This is a genomic window from Neolewinella xylanilytica (assembly GCF_002934605.1).
In the GTDB taxonomy this organism is placed as follows: Bacteria; Bacteroidota; Bacteroidia; order Chitinophagales; family Saprospiraceae; genus Neolewinella; species Neolewinella xylanilytica.
Genome location: NZ_PTJC01000006.1, coordinates 1,630,207 through 1,648,041 on the forward strand (window position 1 = coordinate 1,630,207; position 17,835 = coordinate 1,648,041).

Genomic DNA, 17,835 nt, shown 5'->3' on the forward strand with positions numbered 1-17,835 from the left:
TTAATTAAGGTTAATCGGCTAGCGCAGGGCAGATGGAAGCCTTTACCTTGCCGCTATGACTCGGCTGGGTATTTCCTTTCTGCTTGCCTCCTTGTTAGTTACCGGGCTGCTTTTCGCTTATCTGCGGGAGTCGTACGTCGACGCCCGGGAGCTACTTATAGAGCGTATCGATGCCGACCTGAATCAGCTGAGCACGAACAATCTGTTACAGCACATCAAATTGATCAGATCCCGTCAACCCGACTCCTTACGTCTGGATACGTTGATCCAGTTCAAGTCACTGTCAATGAGTGGTAATGCATCACCCGATCAGGACGATGTCGATGTCTCTATCCGCATCTTTGATACGACGGATCAGGTGACGGGGTCCATCGACCCGGCTCGTCATCCCTTTGCGGGAATCACCCGCCACCTCACTTTACATTCCCAGAAGCTGTCTCCCAGCCTGGATAGCCTGGGTAAAGTCTATCAAGTTCAGCTTCGGGAATTCACTTCCGCCACGGAGGCAGGGGAGCACGACGTATTGGTCGTGCGTCAGCAGGTCGGACTGCTATCGTCCGGGCGCGAAGGGGATGGGCCGGTCATCGGTATGACCGCTTATCGTTTGGCCGTAGTGAGTAGTCTTGGTTTCGAACTGTTGTCTTCCTGCCTCTTATTGATTGCGCTCGGCTTTGCCGCTTTCACCGCCTTTCGTAGTCTGCGGGAACACCGCCGTCAGCTGGCCGATCGCGAAGCCTTACTGGCTAACCTGTCCCACGAACTGAAAACGCCAATCGCCGCGGTGAGCGTGGCACTGGAAGCCATGGACTGCTTCGGGGCGGACGCTCAACCCGAACGGCGACGGGAATACATCCAACTGAGTCGCCAGGAGCTGAGTCGTCTGGATCGGCTGGCCGATTACGCTATCGGTGCGTTGAAGCTCAAAAGTGGCGAGGCGCACGTCGACCGGGAGCCGGTTGACTTACCGGAGATAGCCGTAAAGGTCTGGTCGGGACTCTCTCTTCAGTACGGAGTCGATCCAACCGCTTTGACCATCACCACCACGGGGGATAGCGTGCCGGTAAGACTTTACGCGCAGGAGTTCCGGTTGGCCCTTTCCAACTTGCTGGAGAATGCGATCAAGTACGGTGGTTCCCCCCCGGTCGTCCGTCTGTTACTGGTGTATACACCTGGTGTATTTACCTGCAGCGTAGCGGACGAAGGACCGGGTATACCTGCTACGGAGTCCGAACGCATATTCGAGCGTTTCTACCGGATCGCCGACGAGCGGACCGGGCATGCCGTGAAGGGACACGGACTGGGACTAAGCCTGGTACGACAAGTGGCTGATCTTCACGGGGGAACGGTTGGCGTCCGGCGAAACGATACGGGGGGAGCAACCTTTAGCCTACAACTTCCCCTGCCGTGAGAATACTGTACCTGGAAGACGAGCCGGTACTCGGGCGCATCGTCAAGGAAAGTCTCGAGAGCAGGGCATGCACGGTGGACTGGTTCACCTCCGAAAGTTCCGCTGCCGCGGCCCTGCTGGCGGCCGATGCGTACCACATAGCGGTACTGGACGTCCAGCTGCCCGGCCGCAGCGGGCTGGCAATCGGCAAGGAACTGCGCGCGAAGTGGTCCCACCTGCCTATCCTCTATCTCACGGCCCGCATCCAGGCAAAAGACGCCGTGGCCGGGTTCGAAGCGGGGGGGAATGATTACATCCGCAAGCCCTTTAGCATGGAGGAACTCTTGATCCGGATGCGGAACCTGGTTAACATGCGGTCCGGGGAAATCGATTTACCTGCGCCCCGGCGCCCGGAAAAGAACGCCTGGGTATTAGGAAACCTGAAGTTTGACTACCTGGAAATGACACTCATCGGTCCGAAGAGCTTCGTCTCTCTCAGCCACCGGGAGGCCCGGTTGCTCCGGTACTTACTGCAGCACCGGCACGAACCCCAGATCGAGCGCCGCGACATCCTGCTGACCCTGTGGGGAGACGACGGTTTCTTCCACTCCCGGAATCTGGACGTATATATCCGAAAACTGAGGACCTACCTACAGACGGAGGATGATCTGCGGATAATTACGCTGCGGGGCGTCGGCTACCGGCTTATCCTGCCGGGCGATGCAACCGATACCTAGGGAAGTGTTGTTTACATTTGTGCCCAAACAACCGTACATGACCCCCGAGGAAAGAAGCAGCTTGATCACCCGCGTGGATGCCGCCCTCGACGAGGTACGCCCCCACCTGGCCATCGACGGCGGCAACATCGAGGTCGTCAATATCAGCGATAGCCAGGTCGTAGAGATCAAATGGCTGGGAGCCTGTCACGGATGTTCCATGACCGCCATGACCATGAAGGCGGGCGTCGAGCAGGCGATCAAAACACGGTTACCGCAGATTACTGGCGTGATCGCCGTCAACTGATTCAGGTTGCAGCTATTTTTCGATCCCGATATCCAGCCGGGTCTGCACGAACTTCGTGAGGCGGAGGCCATTCATGCGGCCCGTGTATTGCGTAAGCGGGTGGACGATGAAATCGATATCGTCGACGGGCTCGGCGGGTGGTTCCGCGCCCGGATCACGGCCATCAGCAAACGCGGTTGTACTGTTGATGCCCGGGAAATACGCCGGGAAAGTAGTCGCGCTCCCCACCGGCTAAGCCTCTGGGTCGCCCCGACGAAAAGTATCGATCGCTTCGAATTCGTTCTGGAAAAGGCCACCGAAATCGGCGTTGACGTGATTCAGCCGATGTTTACCGAGCACAGTGAGCGCAACCGACTGCGTACCGACCGGCTCGCGCGGGTCATCGAATCCGCCGCCAAGCAGAGCCTGAAAGCCTGGATGCCCCGGCTGGAAGAACCCCTTGCTTTTTCAGACCTATTGGATTCCGTTACCGCGGCCCACCGCTACCTGGCTTACCTGGGTGCCGAAACGCCCGTTCTGCTTCGCGACCAGCCCGTTCCAGTCGCCTCCGTAGTGGTCGCCATCGGCCCCGAAGGAGGCTTCAGTCCCGCCGAGGCCGATGCAGCGCGCGACCGTAATTTTACCTGGGTGAGCCTGGGTCCTCACCGCCTCCGAACCGAAACGGCGGCCATTACTGCCGTCCACACGCTAGAATCTTTGGGTTGGTGAATAATCCAGCCGCCCGCCCGCGGCGTTAGACCGGTATGCGAACGTTTCTCCTCCTGCTCCTTACACTTCCTCTGCTGCTTGGTCTGGCCGCCCCCGACGCCGCCCGCTTGCGGTTGGGGCTGCTGAAGTATAACGGTGGTGGAGACTGGTACGCCAATCCCACCGCGTTACCCAATCTGGCCAATTTTTGCAACCAGGTGCTCCATACCGATTTCGACCCGGATTACGGAACCGTCGATGTCGGCAGCGCCGAGCTGTTCAATTATCCCTGGGTACACATGACCGGGCACGGCAACGTCGTATTCAACGCTTCGGAAGCGGAAAATCTCCGCAACTACCTGATCGGCGGTGGTTTTCTCCACGTCGACGATAACTACGGAATGGATCCCTTCATCCGCGTAGCGATGGAGCAGGTTTTTCCAGAAGCGGAATTCGTCGAGCTGCCCTTCGACCACCCCATCTACCACCAGACCTACGATTTTCCCGGCGGCGTACCGAAAATTCACGAGCACGACGGGGAAGCATCCCAGGGCTACGGGCTCTTCTGGGAGGACCGCCTCGTTTGTTTTTATACGTATTCCGCTGATCTCGGCGACGGCTGGGAAGATGAGTCGGTCCACAACGATCCCACCGCCGTTCGGGCCGAAGCCCTGAAGATGGGCGCTAACGTGATTGAATTCGCGTTCCGGCAATAAGCCAGCCGGTCAGTCAGCAACTAATCGGGCCAACCGGTCCGGATCACTTATTTCATCCATAAACGCCGTCAGTCGGGCGATCATCTGCCGGCGGTGCACCCGGTCCAGATCGGGATCCTCTAGTATCCGTTGGTGAAGTTCATCCGCCTTCTCCAGGAAGCTTCTGGCGGCAGTCGACATTTCGTCTTCGGTTAGGTGACGGCCGAGGAATCGGGGCTCGTACACCGAGGTCATGCCTAGATCTTCCCGTGGCACGGCGTAGTGGGTATCGACGAGTCCGCTGTGGTCGAAGTCGTAGGGTAGGGGGAACAGGCGAGAATCCGCATTACTACGGAGGCACGCTACGTTATGTAAATTGTAGATATTCCAGTCCGTATTGAGGATCAGGTAGTTGAACAGGCAGAGCCTTGCGTAAGTCATTCGATCCAGCCCCCGGGTGCTAACGTGCTCGCTGCGGTAATCCGTAGCATCGTACCGTGCGGCTAGTTGCTCCTCGCTTTCGATTAGGAAGCCGGCAAGGGTGTCGCCCTTTTCTATGACGACGCGGACGGACAGGGTCCGGAGGTGGTAAGGACTTACCATAGCGTACAGGTCGTAGAGTAGCCTTTCCCGTTGCAAGTATCCCAGTCCTCGCTTACTTGCGTTGCACTGCAGTCCGAACTTCAGATCGTTCAGGGAGCTGTAGCCCGCGGCGGCAAGTACTTTCTTGTTGAGTTTTACTCTCAGGGAAGGAAACAGACAGGTGCGGAGCCGGGCGTGGCCGCGGGTGCGTACCCTACCGGGAAAGCGGTGCCCGTTGACGGTAAGCGTAACTTCCTGGTAGACTTTATCCGTTCTTGCCTGGAGCATCTTATCCCAATCGGTCTCGAGTAGCACGAGGGGGGTATCCCCGTTTGCGGAAAGGGCGTCGAACAGCGACCGCTGACCCGACACGGACAGACTGACTAGAAGGAACAATACCGAAAGGCGCATGCTATTTTGTGGTCGCCACCAACGGGATCCGGTCTCCGTGGATGGTTCCTCTAAAATAGTCTCCGTCGTCGTAAAGCAAAATTTCGCCTACGCCCCCGAATTTGATGCTGGAATCGACGGCGATCAGGCGACTGTCGTAATAAGCATGAATCGCCGTAAAACTGGTGTGCCCAACGACGATTCGATTTGCTCCGATCCTGCGTAAGACGTACTCCAGATCCCGTTCGTCGAAGCCGTCCCGGGTGAAATATCCCCGGTACCACAGCGGACCTTCCGCGCCGTGTAGCATCTGTAGCCGGCGGTTGTTTTGCTTGACTTCGCTGATGTCTTCGGCATCGATTAACCGGCTGTGGTAGATCTCATTGATCCGGTCGATACTGCTAACTTCCCGAACCATTTTCCGGCTCAGGCCACCGTGGATGTAGACGGTGTTGTTAATCTCTACGACCAAAGGAAGGCTCCGGAGCCACCGGCCCAGGTAGGAGTCCGGCCCGTATAGCTCCCGGTAAAATTTGCCCGTCAGCCCGGCCGTCGTCCGGTATTTGGCGTGTAGGTAACGGTCGTCACCTTCCAGGGTAAGCGTTTCGTGGTTGCCTAGTAGAAAGTGGACCTTACCCCCGGCGGCTACGGCCTCCATTTCCAGGTTGTGGATCAGCCACAGCAATTCGGTTACCTGGTCGCCACGGTCGAAGATATCCCCGACGATGACCAGATGGCCGTCACCGAAGCTCCAGTGCAGGTTTTCGTCGATAACCCCGTTAGCCTCCAGTAGCTGGCGGCCGGCATCGAACTGACCGTGAATATCGCTTAGGGCAGCTACCTTATCTACCCCTTCGTAGTGGACTTTCGTCAACCGCTGAAAATCGCGTCCGACGTCAACCATTTCGGGCCGAAAGGTGGGGAAATGGGGCATGCAGGCGAAATGCTCCGGGTCGAAGATGGTTTTCCCGACCGTTCTCAACTCCGTATCCGCCCATTGTGCGGTCACCGTATCGCCTTCGTAGAAGAGATAGGGTCCGTCCGGGGGAACGGTGTCAAGCCCGAAAGTGAACAGGGCGGAAAAAAGCAAAGGGAGCAAGCGTGGAGGTTAGATTACACCAAAGTTAACCAAATCTGAAGTTTAATGGTTGTTTTCAGGAAGTTAAGGGCGCCGGAGCGCGGGTACGACGGTCGCCCCGGATCGTTCGCGTACTTTCTACTTCTTTCCGTCGTTAACCGCTAATAATCCCCAATCTATGCGATACCTATTCTTGCTCTTCGGCTGCCTGTTGCTGGGTAGTGTTGTGTCCGCTCAGGTCGGAATTACCGGCTTTTACAACCTAAACGAAGCCCGAATGGTCGGGGAGAACGCAGATCCGGTCAACAACGAATTGGACTACGCTAACGGGCCGGAGATAGCCTTGAACTACTGGTTTCGCTTACCAAAAAACCGGATTGAGTTTCAGCCTACCGTCTACTACGCCCGGTCCGGCGAGCGGTACGGATGGAATGAAGCCGGTTTCCAGTTTAAGACCAACATTTACCTCTTCGACCTGGGAACCGACTGCGACTGCCCCACTTTTGGTAAGCAGGGACCCCAATTGGAGAAGGGGTTCTTTCTGCAGTTATCGCCGGGAGTTTCCCGCCACTGGCTGTCAACCGCGGCCGAAAATCTTTCCGGAAAAACAGCCTTCACGCTCGGTGCGGGCATCGGTATCGATTTCGGGATTAGCAATTTAATCACGCTGACGCCCATCGCCGCGCTGCGGTACACGGCAACCGACTTCACCGATATGATCTTCTTGAACCGCGACGGTTTGGAAGTTTCCGGGATACGGGGAGCACTAACCGCCTACCAATTGGGCATACAGGCCACCTTTCGCTTCGATAAGAAGCGCTATTAGGCTGCGGCAGACATCGTAGTTCTGGCAAAAGGCAGTTTGAACGTGGCCGGCGGGCGTCCTTATCTTGTCGGCTGACAATTTGCCCCCGAACTACCGTATGATTCTGCCCCTCAACAAATACAGCCGCAACGTAACCAACAACCCGGAGCAACCCGCCGCCCGCGCCATGCTGTACGGCATCGGCCTGTCCGATGCCGATATGGACAAGGCCCAGGTGGGCATCGTCAGCACCGGATGGGAAGGCAATCCCTGCAATATGCACCTGAACGGCCTGGCCGAAGAGGTGAAAGCCGGTGTAAATCGGGAAACGGACCTGCTCGGACTTATCTATCACACCATTGGCGTGAGCGATGGCATCAGTATGGGCACGGACGGGATGCGTTTCAGTTTGCCAAGCCGCGACGTCATCGCCGATAGCATCGAAACAGTAGCCGGGGCCCAGTGGTACGACGGTCTGGTAACCGTGGTAGGCTGCGACAAAAACATGCCCGGTGCCATGATCGCGCTCTGCCGGCTCAACCGTCCCGGTATAGTGGTTTACGGGGGCACGATCAGTCCGGGGTGTCACGATGATCAAAAGCTGGATGTCGTATCGGCCTTCGAAGTGCTCGGGAAGTACCGCACCGGCGAAGTAGGAAAGGAACAGTACGACAACGTCATCCGCCACGCCTGCCCGGGTGCGGGGGCGTGTGGAGGCATGTATACGGCCAATACCATGGCTTCCGCCATCGAGGCAATGGGGATGGCCCTTCCGTACAATAGCAGCATTCCCGCCACCCACGCCGATAAGCGGAGCGATACGGCCAGGGTAGGGGAGTATATGCTCAAGCTGCTCCAACGGGACCTGAAGCCCCTGGACATCATCACCCGCGAATCCTTTGAGAATGCCATCGTCACCCTGACCGTACTCGGGGGAAGTACGAACGCGGTCTTACACCTGCTGGCCATTGCCTATAGTGCCGGTATCGATATCACCATCGATGATTTTCAGCGCATCAGCGACCGCACCCCGTTCCTGGCCGATCTCAAGCCGAGCGGAAAATACGTAATGGAAGACCTTTATTACGTCGGCGGGGTACCCGCGGTGATGAAGGAATTGCTTCAGCGCGGTATGCTCCACGGCGACTGCATGACCGTTACCGGGAAAACCGTGGCCGAAAACCTCAGCGAAGTCGAAAGCCTACGGGAAGGGCAGCAAATTATACATTCGTTCGATACGCCCCTGAAGGCTACCGGCCATCTCCAGATCCTCTACGGCAATCTGGCGGCCGAAGGCAGCGTAGCCAAGATTACGGGAAAGGAAGGCACGCGATTCATGGGTCCCGCCCGCGTATTCGATTCCGAAGCGCAGGCGAATGCCGCCATCGGTAATCGGGATATCAAGGAAGGGGAAGTCGTCGTGATCCGATACTGCGGTCCGAAGGGCGGACCCGGCATGCCCGAAATGCTCAAACCGACGAGTGAAATTATGGGGCAGGGGCTCGGCAAGAAGGTCGCCCTCATCACCGATGGTCGTTTCAGCGGGGGTACGCATGGCTTCGTGGTCGGACACATCAGCCCGGAAGCTCAGGTCGGTGGCTTGCTGGCCCTGGTGGAAGATGGCGATATTATCAACATTGATGCCGATAATAACGTCCTCAACTTAGAGGTCGACGAAAAGATCCTCGCAAAGCGGCGGGAGCAGTGGAAGGCGCCCGAGCTTAAAGCCCGCCATGGCGTATTAAAGAAGTATGCCCGCGCGGTCAGTAGTGCCTCCCGGGGCTGCGTGACCGATCTGTAACGAATTGAAAATTATCTCCCTATGTCCACGATGCCAACGACCAAGTCCGCACCGTCCAACAACGGCGCCAACGCCACCCAACGAATGAGCGGTGCCCATGCCCTGCTCCAGTGTCTGGTGAACGAGGGGATCGATACCATTTTCGGCTATCCGGGCGGGGCAATCATGCCCGTTTACGATGCCCTGATCGATTTCGAGGGGCAAATCACGCATATTCTCCCCCGCCACGAGCAAGGCGCGATCCACGCCGCGGAAGGCTACGCCCGCATCAAACGCTCTACGGGGGTGTGCATGGCGACCTCCGGGCCCGGCGCGACGAATCTCATCACCGGTCTTTGCGACGCTCAGCTGGATAGCCTGCCGATCGTTGCCATCACCGGCCAGGTACCCTCCTTTTTGCTTGGCAGCGATGCCTTTCAGGAAGTAGACGTAGTCAATAGCACCATACCGGTTACCAAGTGGAACTACCAAATCACGAAGCCCGAGGAGATCGGCTGGGTCTTCCGGAAAGCCTTCTTTATTGCCAATAGCGGGCGTCCCGGTCCGGTCGTGATCGATATCACTAAGGACGCGCAACTGGCGATGGTGGATTTTCACTACCCGGAGGAGCTGGTTATTCGCAGTTATCTACCCTACAATAAGCCCAAGCAGCGGCAACTACGGGCCGCCGCCGAACTGATAAACGGCGCCAGTCAGCCCATGATCCTGGCCGGACATGGTATTCATATCGCGAAGGCACAGCCCATCTTCCGGGAGTTCGTGGAAAAAACCGGCATCCCGGTCGGTGCGACCTGCCACGGCCTGAGTACCATCCCGAACGACCACCCGCTCTTCACCGGGATGTTGGGCATGCACGGCAACTACGGACCCAATTTCCTACAGAACGACGCGGACGTGATCGTCGCCATCGGCATGCGATTCGACGACCGGGTGACGGGGCTGCTTTCCAAATACCTTCCTACGGCTAAGGTGGTTCACATCGAGGTGGACCCCGCCGAACTGAACAAGAACGTGAAAGCCCACGCTCCGGTACTGGGGGATGCCCGGGAAGTACTGGAGGAGCTGATGCCGCTGGTCGATGCGAAAAGCTATCCGGAATGGGTCGGTCGCTTCCGGGAATGCGCCGAGATCGAGGAGCGGCGGGTAATCCGGGAGGCCATCAAGCCGACCGAAGACGGTCAGATCCGCATGGGCCAGGTAATTCGGGAAGTCAGTCGGCAAACCGATGGCCAGGCGATCGTAGCTACCGACGTAGGGCAGCACCAGATGATGGCGGCCCGGTACTACGAATATCGCGGCCACGACCAGTGGGTGAGCTCCGGCGGTGCGGGTACGATGGGCTACGGACTACCGGCGGCCTTTGGTGCGAAGTACGCCGACCCCAGCCGCCAGGTGGTGGCGTTCATCGGCGATGGCGGGTTTCAAATGACCCTCCAGGAACTCGGCCTTTGCGCCCAGTGGAACGTAGGCGTGAAGATCGTACTGCTCGACAACAACTACCTTGGAATGGTGCGCCAGTGGCAGGAATTATTCCACAAGCGCCGGTACAGTTCGGTGGAATTGCAAAACCCCGATTTCGTCACCATAGCCAAAGGATTCGGAGTTCCGGGCCGGAGCATCCGCAACCCGAACGAGGTCATCGATGGTATCACCGAAATGCTCGCCCACGAAGGCCCCTACCTGCTTCACTTTCACACCGTAAAGGAAGACAACGTGTTCCCGATGGTGCCCAGCGGCAAGGCAGTCAGCGAAGTTATCCTCGGCCCCGAGGACCTGCAAGTGAAATAATGTCAATTAAGCCCACTATCCGATGAAGCGCACCTTCACCATCACCGTCTTTACCGAAGATCAGTCTGGACTGTTATCCCGCGTGGTCGGTATTTTCAATCGCCGCAACCTTAACATCAGTAGCCTGACCACCAGCGCCAGTAGTGATGCCTCCATTCACCGGTTTACCATCGTCGTGGAAGTGACCGAGGAAATGGTCATCAAGCTAGTGGCCCAATTGGATAAGCAGGTGGACGTACTGAAGGCGTTCTACTACGAGGATAAGGACATCGTTTACCAAGAGATCGCACTCTACAAGGTACCCATCGAAGTCTTCAGTAACGGGAACGAGGTGGAAATGATGATCCGGCGGCACAATGCCCGCGTGCTGCTCATCGAGCCCGAGTTCGTAGTCATCGAAAAGACCGGTCACGAATACGAAACGGAAGCGCTCCTGAACGAACTCCGGCTGGTCGGCCTGTACGAATTCGTGCGCTCCGGACGCGTAGCCATTGTCAAGCCCATGGAGCGGCTGAATAGTTATCTGCAGGAGCGTAAGGAGGAGGTCCACAACTGACGGCACCTTATCTTCCCCCAATGAGCTACGAAAACCTAGCGGTTGAAGAAAAAAGCGGGATTATCCGTTTGACCATCAATCGACCCCAATCCCTGAATGCCCTCAATCAGCAAACGATCGCGGAGTTGGAACGCTTCTTCGGCACCGATTACGCCGGGCGTACCGATTTTCACGGAGTGATTCTTACCGGCGCCGGAGACCGAGCCTTCGTGGCCGGTGCCGACATCAAGGAATTCCTGGCAGTCGCCGAGCAGGGAAACGGAAGGGAAATGGCGGAGCGCGGCCACGAAGTATTTTTCCTGATCGAAAATTTTCACCGACCGGTCATCGCCCTAATCAACGGTTTTGCGCTCGGGGGCGGTTGCGAACTAGCTATGGCCTGCCACCTGCGGGTAGCCACGGAAGCGGCTCGCTTCGGTCAGCCGGAAGTAAACCTCGGCATCATTCCGGGATACGGCGGTACGCAACGACTCAATCAGTATATCGGTAAGGGAAAAGCGACGGAACTCATCCTGACCGGAAAGATGATCGACGCTAAAGAGGCGGAACGTCTCGGCTTGGTCAATTATGCCCTGCCGGCCGCAGAGGCCGAGGACAAGGCGTTGCAACTGCTACAAGCGATCGCGACGAAGGGGCCGGTAGCCATCCAGGAAAGTATTCGCGCTATCAACGCATACTACGCGCAAGGCGACGGATACATAGCAGAAGCCGAAGCCTTCGGCCGGACAACGGCGACGGAAGATTTCCGCGAGGGTGCCGCTGCCTTCGTCGAAAAGCGTCCGGCGGCATTCAAGGGGAAATAGCGGATTTACCCGGTAAAAAGAAAAAGGGGGCGGCAATCACTTGCCGTCCCCTTTCTTGTACGTGGCGGTGTTAGCCGGTCTAGTTTACTTCCTCCAACTCGACGTAGAACACGAGTTCGCTATCGGGCGGAATGCTACCGTTAGGGGTGCCTTGCGCACCGTAACCCAGTTCGGAAGGAATGATAAGGGTAGCGCGGTCGCCCTGCTGCAGCGCGTCAATGCCTTCGTCCCAACCGGGAATGACACGGCCCGTTCCCAGGGGGAAGGGGATGCCCATACCACGCTCGAAGCTCTGATCGAAGATCTCGCCGTTCGAGGCGAGACGGCCGACGTACTGGACGACGACCCCTTTTCCGGGTTCTGCTTCCGGGCCGCTACCTTCCTCATGGACGATGTACTGGACGCCGCCCGGGGTGGACTGCAGCTGACCGTCCAATTCTCCGGCTTTGTAATCTTCGTATACCTGCTGGGTAAAATCGAGAACTTCCTGCTCGCGACCACGCACTTGGTCGGCCTTTGCCTGCTGTTCGGCACGTATGGCTTCCTGGCGGGTAGCAAATGCTTCCTGGTCGACGATTTCGGTTACCTCGACATCGTACAGCAATACGGTGTCGTTCTGCATCCCGGGGGGCTTAGCCTGTGGTGGGTATTCGCTGATGTTTGTACGGATGACAGCTCGCTCGCCCACCCGAAGTTTGCGAACGATGTCTTCCACCGGCCCCGTGTTTTCGTTGACGATGGTATCCGAGAGGGCCTGGATGACGGGTGGGTCACCGCCGGCATCCCGGGTGTCGTACACGATACTGTCGGCTTCGTTCTTCAACTGCGCCTGGAAATAGATGTAATCGCCGGAATTTGCTAGTTGCCCGTCATCGTTCGTAGTAACGTACGTGTACCGGTTGCCGAGTTCAGTAGTCTGCATGCCTGCCTTGGTGTCGTCTTCGCAGGCGGCGAAGCTTAACCCAGCGAGCAAAAGGAATAATCGTTGTTGCATAAAATTATTGATTGTTAAATTCCAGATAAGTCGTCTCGATCTCGTCTGCGTACTTCGGGAGCTGTTTCTTGAAACGGTTGATGGTGGATCCAAGGGGCGCGAAACTGGCGCCTCCCGCGGCGTTGCGGTGGCCGCCGCCGCGAAAATGGGCTTTGGCGATCTGCTGAACGTCCATGTTTCCCTTCGACCGCAGACTTAACTTTACAATCTTAGGCTGTTCGTGGATGAAAGCGGCGATCATGTACTCGGGCATTCGCAAGACATAGTTGACGATTCCCTCCGTATCTCCCCGCTGTATGTCGAAAGCGTCGTAATCCTGTTTGTTCAGGTAGATAATACCGGTGCGGTACTCCGGTAGCAGTTCCATCCGGTTGACCAGACAGTGGCCTAATAGGCGAAGCTGCTTTTCCGTCTGGCTGTTCCAGACGTGGTCAGCAATCTTGTACGCATCGGTGCCGGCTCGAAGTAACTCGGCCGCGGTGTGGAAGAGATCGGGGGAGGTACTGTATTTGAATCCGCCGGTATCGGTGAGGATGCCGGTATACAGACAGTCCGATATGGCTGCGGTAACCCGATCCTTGTGCCCCAGGTTAACGATGAACTCATAGACCAATTCGCAGGTCGAACTGGCTTCGGGGCGACTAAAGATGGGATCGGCGATCGGCTCGGGAAACAGGTGGTGATCGATCATGATGCGGGGCCGGTCGTCGTCTTTCATCCCCTCGGCCACTTTGTCTATCCGTTCGAAGGAGTTGAAGTCGAGGATGAAGAACAGGGTCGCCGCATCGATGACTTGCTGGGCCGCTTCCGGCGCGTCATCAAAGACCAGCATCGTATCCACCTCGGGAAGAAAACTCAGAAAGGCGGGGTAGCCGGAGGGCACGATCACCTGACACTTGTGTCCTTCACCGCGGAGGTAATGCATCAATCCCAAACTGGAACCCACCGCATCGCCATCGGGATTGCGATGGCTGAAAATGACGATTTCCTGCTTTTCGGCAAGCAATCGTCGGGCATGCATGATAGATTCCTGAATCATTTGGGGTAGCTGCGGCGGCGCAAAAGTACCGAAAAAATGGTGTGCCGGCCAAAACTTCCTACTTTTGCCCCCCGGAACTTAAAATATCCCTTCTATGGCTACCAACCGCACCTTTACCATGATCAAGCCCGATGCCGTTCGAAACGGTCACATTGGCGCCATTCTCGAGCAGATCAACGCCGCCGGTTTCCGCATCGTTGCGATGAAGTACACCCGCTTGAGCCAGGAGAAGGCCGGTGCGTTTTACGCCGTACACCGGGGGCGGCCCTTTTATGACGAGTTGGTCGACTTCATGAGCAGTGGCCCGATCGTGGCGGCGATTCTGGAAAAAGAAAACGCCGTGGCCGATTTCCGTACCCTGATCGGCGCGACCAACCCCGAAGAAGCGGCTGAGGGCACCATTCGCGCCAAATATGCCACCAGCATCGGTGAAAATGCCGTCCATGGCAGCGACAGCGACGAGAACGCCGACATCGAGGGAAGTTTCCATTTCGCCGGTACGGAGATCTTCGCATAGTCTCCCGCTCGTATGCTCCTGGATTTCTCCACCCTTCGCGCACTGGTTGTCGGTGACCTTATGCTGGACCGGTACCTCAGCGGAAGTGTGGAGCGTATTAGTCCGGAGGCCCCGGTACCCGTACTTCGTTACCGGCGGCAGGAGGATCGCCTGGGCGGGGCGGGGAACGTAGCGCTGAACCTGGTGGCTTTGGGGGCGGGGGCGACGACCGCAGGTGTAATGGGGGCCGACGAAAACGCCGGCCTTCTGGGTAGGGCCCTCCGTGAGCACGGCATCGGAGATGCTCCTCTGGTAACCGACGCTAGTCGACCCACCACGGTCAAGACCCGGGTAATCGCCCAGGACCAGCAACTGCTCCGCATCGACCGGGAATCCACCGAAGACCTTGCTCCTACCGTTGAGGAAGGGTTGTTAGGGGCCATCCGGGAGCATATTCGTAGCGGTCAGGTCGACCTGATCATACTACAGGACTACAATAAGGGGGTGCTGACCGCGGAAGTGATCCGTCAAGTAACCAGCTGGGCCGCAACCGCGAAGATTCCGGTAGCCGTCGACCCCAAAGTTCGAAATTTTTGGAGCTACAACGGGGTAGACCTGTTCAAACCCAACCTGCGGGAAATTCAGCAGCAATGCGATTTTGCGGTAACCCCGGACGTGCAAAGCCTGGACCGCGCCGCAGCCCTGATCTTCGCGCGTCTGGCCTGTAAGCGGGTGATGATCACCCTGTCGGAATACGGAATCTACACCCACGACGGAACCCATTCGGCCATCCATCCTACCCGGGCCCGCCGAATCGCGGACGTTAGCGGGGCGGGGGATACGGTCATCGGCGTGGCCGCCTGTGGATTAGCTGCCGGAATGGACCTTACCCGAATAGCGCGTCTTGCCAATTTGGCTGGAGCGCAAGTGATCGCCAAACCCGGGGTGGTGGCCGTCGATCTGGAGGCATTGCGGCAGGACTGGGCCGCCGAGGCATGAACACATATTGTTATCGGGGGTTATACCGGGAATTGCGATAACCCGGAATACCTTTTATGTACCTATTTGAAGTTTTTGGACTTGAGTTGGATTTTCAGCCGCTCATCGATGAGTTGCAGACCTGGTGGGCCAGCCTATTGAAGCACCTGCCGAATATTCTCCTGGCGATCATCGTCATCTTCATCGGGTTCATCGTCACTAAGGTTGCCAAGCGGTACATCGACCGGGTAAGTCGGCGGCTAGTACACGACTCAACGGTAGCCGGCCTGCTCGCATCCATCCTAACGGCCCTGCTGGTCCTGGCCTTTCTTTTTCTCACCCTCTCCGTCTTGCAACTTACCGGAGTGGTTGCCAGCCTGCTCGGTGCGGCGGGGGTCATTGGCCTGGCACTCGGCCTGGCGTTTCAGGATCCCATCCTCAACCTCTTCAGCGGTATCATGCTCTCCATTCGAAACCTGTTCCGGGAGGGAGACCTGATCGAAGTGGGCGGCTTTTTCGGGAAAGTGCAGAAGGTTAATCTCCGGAACACCATTCTAATGACCCTCCAGGGGCAGGAAGTACTGATTCCCAATAAAACCGTTGCCCAGGAACCGATCAAGAATTACAACAAGTATGGGATGCGCCGCGTGGATCTAAGTTGCGGCGTGAGCTACGGTGACGACCTGGCCAAAGTTAAGGAATTGACGATTCAAGCTATAAAGGACTCCGTACCCTACGACACCAGCAAGGAGGTGCAACTGTTCTTTAACGAGTTCGGCAACAGCTCCATCAACTACACGCTCCGGTTCTGGATCGCGGATCGCAAGACGGGGCAGGCCGATTATCTATCCGCCCAGAGCGAGGCGATAATGGCCATTAAGCGCGTCTACGATAGCAATGACATCATGATTCCGTTCCCGATTCGTACCCTGGATTTTGGTATTAAAGGGGGAGAGAAGCTCAGCGAAATGCTTAGTCGGGAGAATAATGTTAAAGCGGAAACCGAAAACGGCGAAAGCGAACATCACTCTGAATAGGCTGTTTTATTTTTAAACGAGCAGCAATAACTGTCCGCTCTTTTTTCTCACACTCCCTAAACGTTAATCAAAATTTACATTATGAAAATCCGCACATTATCCCTCGCATTGCTCCTCAGTATGGGTGGCCTTTTTTACAGTTGTGCTGAAAACAGCCCAGCTGACAACGCCGCCGATCAGGTTGAGTACGAAACCGAAAACGCGCTGTCCAACATGGGGGCTGAAGTCCGTGAAGAAAGCGACGAATTCGAACGTGGGTTCCGCGAGGCCCGCACGAACGTCGATAACCGGATGAACGAGCTCGAAACCGAGATGGAATCTGCTTCCGCCGAGGCACGCGCCGAAATGGAAGAAGAGTACGCCGAACTCGAAGGCTACCGCGACGACCTTGATCGCCGTATGGACCGCGTAGGCGCCAATTGGGAAGCCGGCTGGAGTGACTTTGAAGGTGACGTCGAGCAAGGCTGGATGGACTTCAAACGTGAATCCGACGAGCTCATGACCAACATCGAGCGTAGTCTTGATCCGGAAGGCGATCTGGACTAACCAAGCATAAATCTTAACCGAATCGACCCGGTGGAGTCAGGTAACCATTCCCCTCCACCGGGTCTTTATTTTATCCTAAACCTTCCCAAATGATCAGAAAAGGCAGCAAAGTCACGTGGAAATGGGGCAATGGAAGTGCCACCGGTAAGGTCGAAGAGACCTTTACGGAGGAGGTATCCCGGACCATTGAAGGCAATAAGGTTACCCGCAAGGGAGAATCCGGTAACAAGGCCCTTTTGATAAAACAAGACGACGGAAGTAAGGTATTGAAGCTGGAATCCGAAGTTGAAAAAGCAGATTAATGGACAATAATTCAGACATGAAACCATCCGCCGAAATAAGGCCGGAAGGCACTGATGCTACGCTAAACGAAATTGCGATGCTGCACCGGCAATCCTCCGGCTACTACCGGGATATCGCCGATGCCATGGAACAGGGAGACGATACCGGATCCGGCTACTTTACCCGCTTGGCTGAATACCACGACGGGATGTTAGAGACGGTCAACGAGATACTATCAGATATGTCCGGCGGGGTTCATACCCCCTCCCGTTCCGCGGAAACCTATCTCAAAAAGAACGAAGGGCGCCTCAACCAAGCCCTACAGAGTAAGAACACCGCCGAACTGGCAGAACTTGCCCACGAGAACGAGCGGGGTATCAGCAATGGGTACGAGCACGCCCTGGGAAACACCCAACTGATCGATTTCGCCAAAGAGCTCCTGCAAAAGCAGCACCGGGAAGTCCTCATTTGGGTGAACCGGGCGGATCGGTTTAAAACGGTGCCCCAGGATTTCAACGACCACTACGATCTCGATAAGAAATAAGTTTTTGCCGTCCGGGGGAGCCAGTTAGCACATCCATTTCTCCTCCCGACGGCGAACACTTGCGGGCGGATTGCCGGGCAATTGCTGCTATGAGCTAAGGGGAAGCAAGTCCCCGGAACCGGCAATTCACCTGCGCTTGCCGCCCCCTTACCACTCCCGGCGAATCTTGCGCCGTGCTTATTCGTGTTGTGGTTAGGTTTAACCCGATTCAGTGGTTCCGGCAACTGGCCTAGCGAGCGGACAGGCGGGTGAAGCCACCCATTCGATTTGGCAAAACCCTTCCTGCCGGGTATTCGCCCCGAGGTGCCACAATTGAAGGGCTTA

General features: G+C 56.8%; 20 protein-coding genes. 16 read left to right on the forward strand and 4 right to left on the reverse strand.

The genetic code is table 11. From position 1 onward, the window contains the following. The first annotated feature begins 55 nt into the window (after positions 1-55). The 5 genes from CLV84_RS16010 to CLV84_RS16030 are packed head-to-tail and all read left to right on the forward strand — an operon-like array spanning position 56 to position 3,813. Complete coding sequence (locus tag CLV84_RS16010; RefSeq protein ID WP_104420769.1) at positions 56-1,408, forward strand: sensor histidine kinase; 1,353 nt, start codon at positions 56-58, stop codon at positions 1,406-1,408. Continuing rightward, a complete protein-coding gene (locus tag CLV84_RS16015; RefSeq protein ID WP_104420770.1) occupies positions 1,405-2,124 on the forward strand; it encodes a response regulator transcription factor in 720 nt (239 codons plus the stop codon). The genes CLV84_RS16010 and CLV84_RS16015 overlap by 4 nt, the downstream gene beginning before the upstream one ends. 37 nt (positions 2,125-2,161) lie before the next feature. Continuing rightward, positions 2,162-2,410, forward strand: coding sequence for a NifU family protein (locus CLV84_RS16020; protein WP_104420771.1), 249 nt, complete (start codon positions 2,162-2,164; stop codon positions 2,408-2,410). A gap of 6 nt (positions 2,411-2,416) precedes the next feature. Continuing rightward, complete coding sequence (locus CLV84_RS16025; protein ID WP_104420772.1) at positions 2,417-3,118, forward strand: RsmE family RNA methyltransferase; 702 nt, start codon at positions 2,417-2,419, stop codon at positions 3,116-3,118. 35 nt (positions 3,119-3,153) lie between these two features. After that, a complete protein-coding gene (locus CLV84_RS16030) occupies positions 3,154-3,813 on the forward strand; it encodes a DUF4159 domain-containing protein (protein ID WP_104420773.1) in 660 nt (219 codons plus the stop codon). 9 nt (positions 3,814-3,822) lie between these two features. On the opposite strand, the gene CLV84_RS16035 is transcribed toward CLV84_RS16030, so the two are convergent. Then, positions 3,823-4,785, reverse strand: coding sequence for a CotH family protein (locus tag CLV84_RS16035; RefSeq protein ID WP_104420774.1), 963 nt, complete (start codon positions 4,783-4,785; stop codon positions 3,823-3,825). Between the two features lies 1 nt (position 4,786). Next, a complete protein-coding gene (locus CLV84_RS16040) occupies positions 4,787-5,863 on the reverse strand; it encodes a metallophosphoesterase (RefSeq protein WP_146088832.1) in 1,077 nt (358 codons plus the stop codon). Positions 5,864-6,020: 157 nt separating this feature from the next. Between CLV84_RS16040 and CLV84_RS16045 the strand changes: the two genes are divergently transcribed. From CLV84_RS16045 to CLV84_RS16065, 5 genes are all read left to right on the forward strand, one after another. After that, positions 6,021-6,668, forward strand: coding sequence for a hypothetical protein (locus CLV84_RS16045; protein ID WP_104420776.1), 648 nt, complete (start codon positions 6,021-6,023; stop codon positions 6,666-6,668). A gap of 103 nt (positions 6,669-6,771) precedes the next feature. Beyond that, positions 6,772-8,448: a dihydroxy-acid dehydratase gene (gene ilvD / locus CLV84_RS16050; RefSeq protein WP_104421219.1), complete on the forward strand. Its 1,677-nt coding sequence runs from the start codon at positions 6,772-6,774 to the stop codon at positions 8,446-8,448. A gap of 21 nt (positions 8,449-8,469) precedes the next feature. Then, positions 8,470-10,236: a biosynthetic-type acetolactate synthase large subunit gene (gene ilvB, locus CLV84_RS16055; RefSeq protein WP_245911533.1), complete on the forward strand. Its 1,767-nt coding sequence runs from the start codon at positions 8,470-8,472 to the stop codon at positions 10,234-10,236. Between the two features lie 22 nt (positions 10,237-10,258). Further along, positions 10,259-10,792 carry an acetolactate synthase small subunit gene (gene ilvN / locus CLV84_RS16060; protein WP_104420777.1) on the forward strand — a complete coding sequence of 178 codons (534 nt, stop codon included), beginning with the start codon at positions 10,259-10,261 and terminating at the stop codon, positions 10,790-10,792. 20 nt (positions 10,793-10,812) lie between these two features. Beyond that, positions 10,813-11,595 (forward strand): enoyl-CoA hydratase/isomerase family protein, encoded by a 783-nt coding sequence (locus CLV84_RS16065; protein WP_104420778.1) that lies wholly within the window; start codon positions 10,813-10,815, stop codon positions 11,593-11,595. A gap of 79 nt (positions 11,596-11,674) precedes the next feature. Here the strand turns inward: CLV84_RS16065 and CLV84_RS16070 are convergent, their stop codons facing one another. Together CLV84_RS16070 and CLV84_RS16075 are read right to left on the reverse strand one after the other, a co-directional pair. Then, positions 11,675-12,589 (reverse strand): FKBP-type peptidyl-prolyl cis-trans isomerase, encoded by a 915-nt coding sequence (locus CLV84_RS16070; RefSeq protein WP_104420779.1) that lies wholly within the window; start codon positions 12,587-12,589, stop codon positions 11,675-11,677. 4 nt (positions 12,590-12,593) lie between these two features. Next, positions 12,594-13,628 carry a DHH family phosphoesterase gene (locus CLV84_RS16075; protein ID WP_245911534.1) on the reverse strand — a complete coding sequence of 345 codons (1,035 nt, stop codon included), beginning with the start codon at positions 13,626-13,628 and terminating at the stop codon, positions 12,594-12,596. A 94-nt stretch (positions 13,629-13,722) separates the two neighbouring features. Between CLV84_RS16075 and CLV84_RS16080 the strand changes: the two genes are divergently transcribed. The 6 genes from CLV84_RS16080 to CLV84_RS16105 all read left to right on the forward strand — a co-directional run bounded on the left by CLV84_RS16080 (position 13,723) and on the right by CLV84_RS16105 (position 17,511). After that, entirely contained in the window at positions 13,723-14,145 is a 423-nt protein-coding gene (locus CLV84_RS16080) for a nucleoside-diphosphate kinase (protein WP_104420780.1), read from the forward strand. A gap of 12 nt (positions 14,146-14,157) precedes the next feature. Then, the gene (locus CLV84_RS16085) at positions 14,158-15,123 is read left to right on the forward strand and encodes a bifunctional heptose 7-phosphate kinase/heptose 1-phosphate adenyltransferase (RefSeq protein ID WP_104420781.1); all 966 of its coding nucleotides are present in this window, start codon (positions 14,158-14,160) and stop codon (positions 15,121-15,123) included. Between the two features lie 56 nt (positions 15,124-15,179). Beyond that, positions 15,180-16,139 carry a mechanosensitive ion channel family protein gene (locus tag CLV84_RS16090; protein WP_104420782.1) on the forward strand — a complete coding sequence of 320 codons (960 nt, stop codon included), beginning with the start codon at positions 15,180-15,182 and terminating at the stop codon, positions 16,137-16,139. 81 nt (positions 16,140-16,220) lie between these two features. Then, entirely contained in the window at positions 16,221-16,685 is a 465-nt protein-coding gene (locus CLV84_RS16095) for a sll1863 family stress response protein (RefSeq protein ID WP_146088833.1), read from the forward strand. An 89-nt stretch (positions 16,686-16,774) separates the two neighbouring features. Further along, positions 16,775-16,987, forward strand: a complete 213-nt coding sequence (locus tag CLV84_RS16100) for a hypervirulence associated TUDOR domain-containing protein (protein WP_104420784.1) — start codon at positions 16,775-16,777, stop codon at positions 16,985-16,987. 17 nt (positions 16,988-17,004) lie between these two features. Next, a complete protein-coding gene (locus CLV84_RS16105; protein ID WP_104420785.1) occupies positions 17,005-17,511 on the forward strand; it encodes a hypothetical protein in 507 nt (168 codons plus the stop codon). The last annotated feature ends 324 nt before the right edge of the window (positions 17,512-17,835 follow it).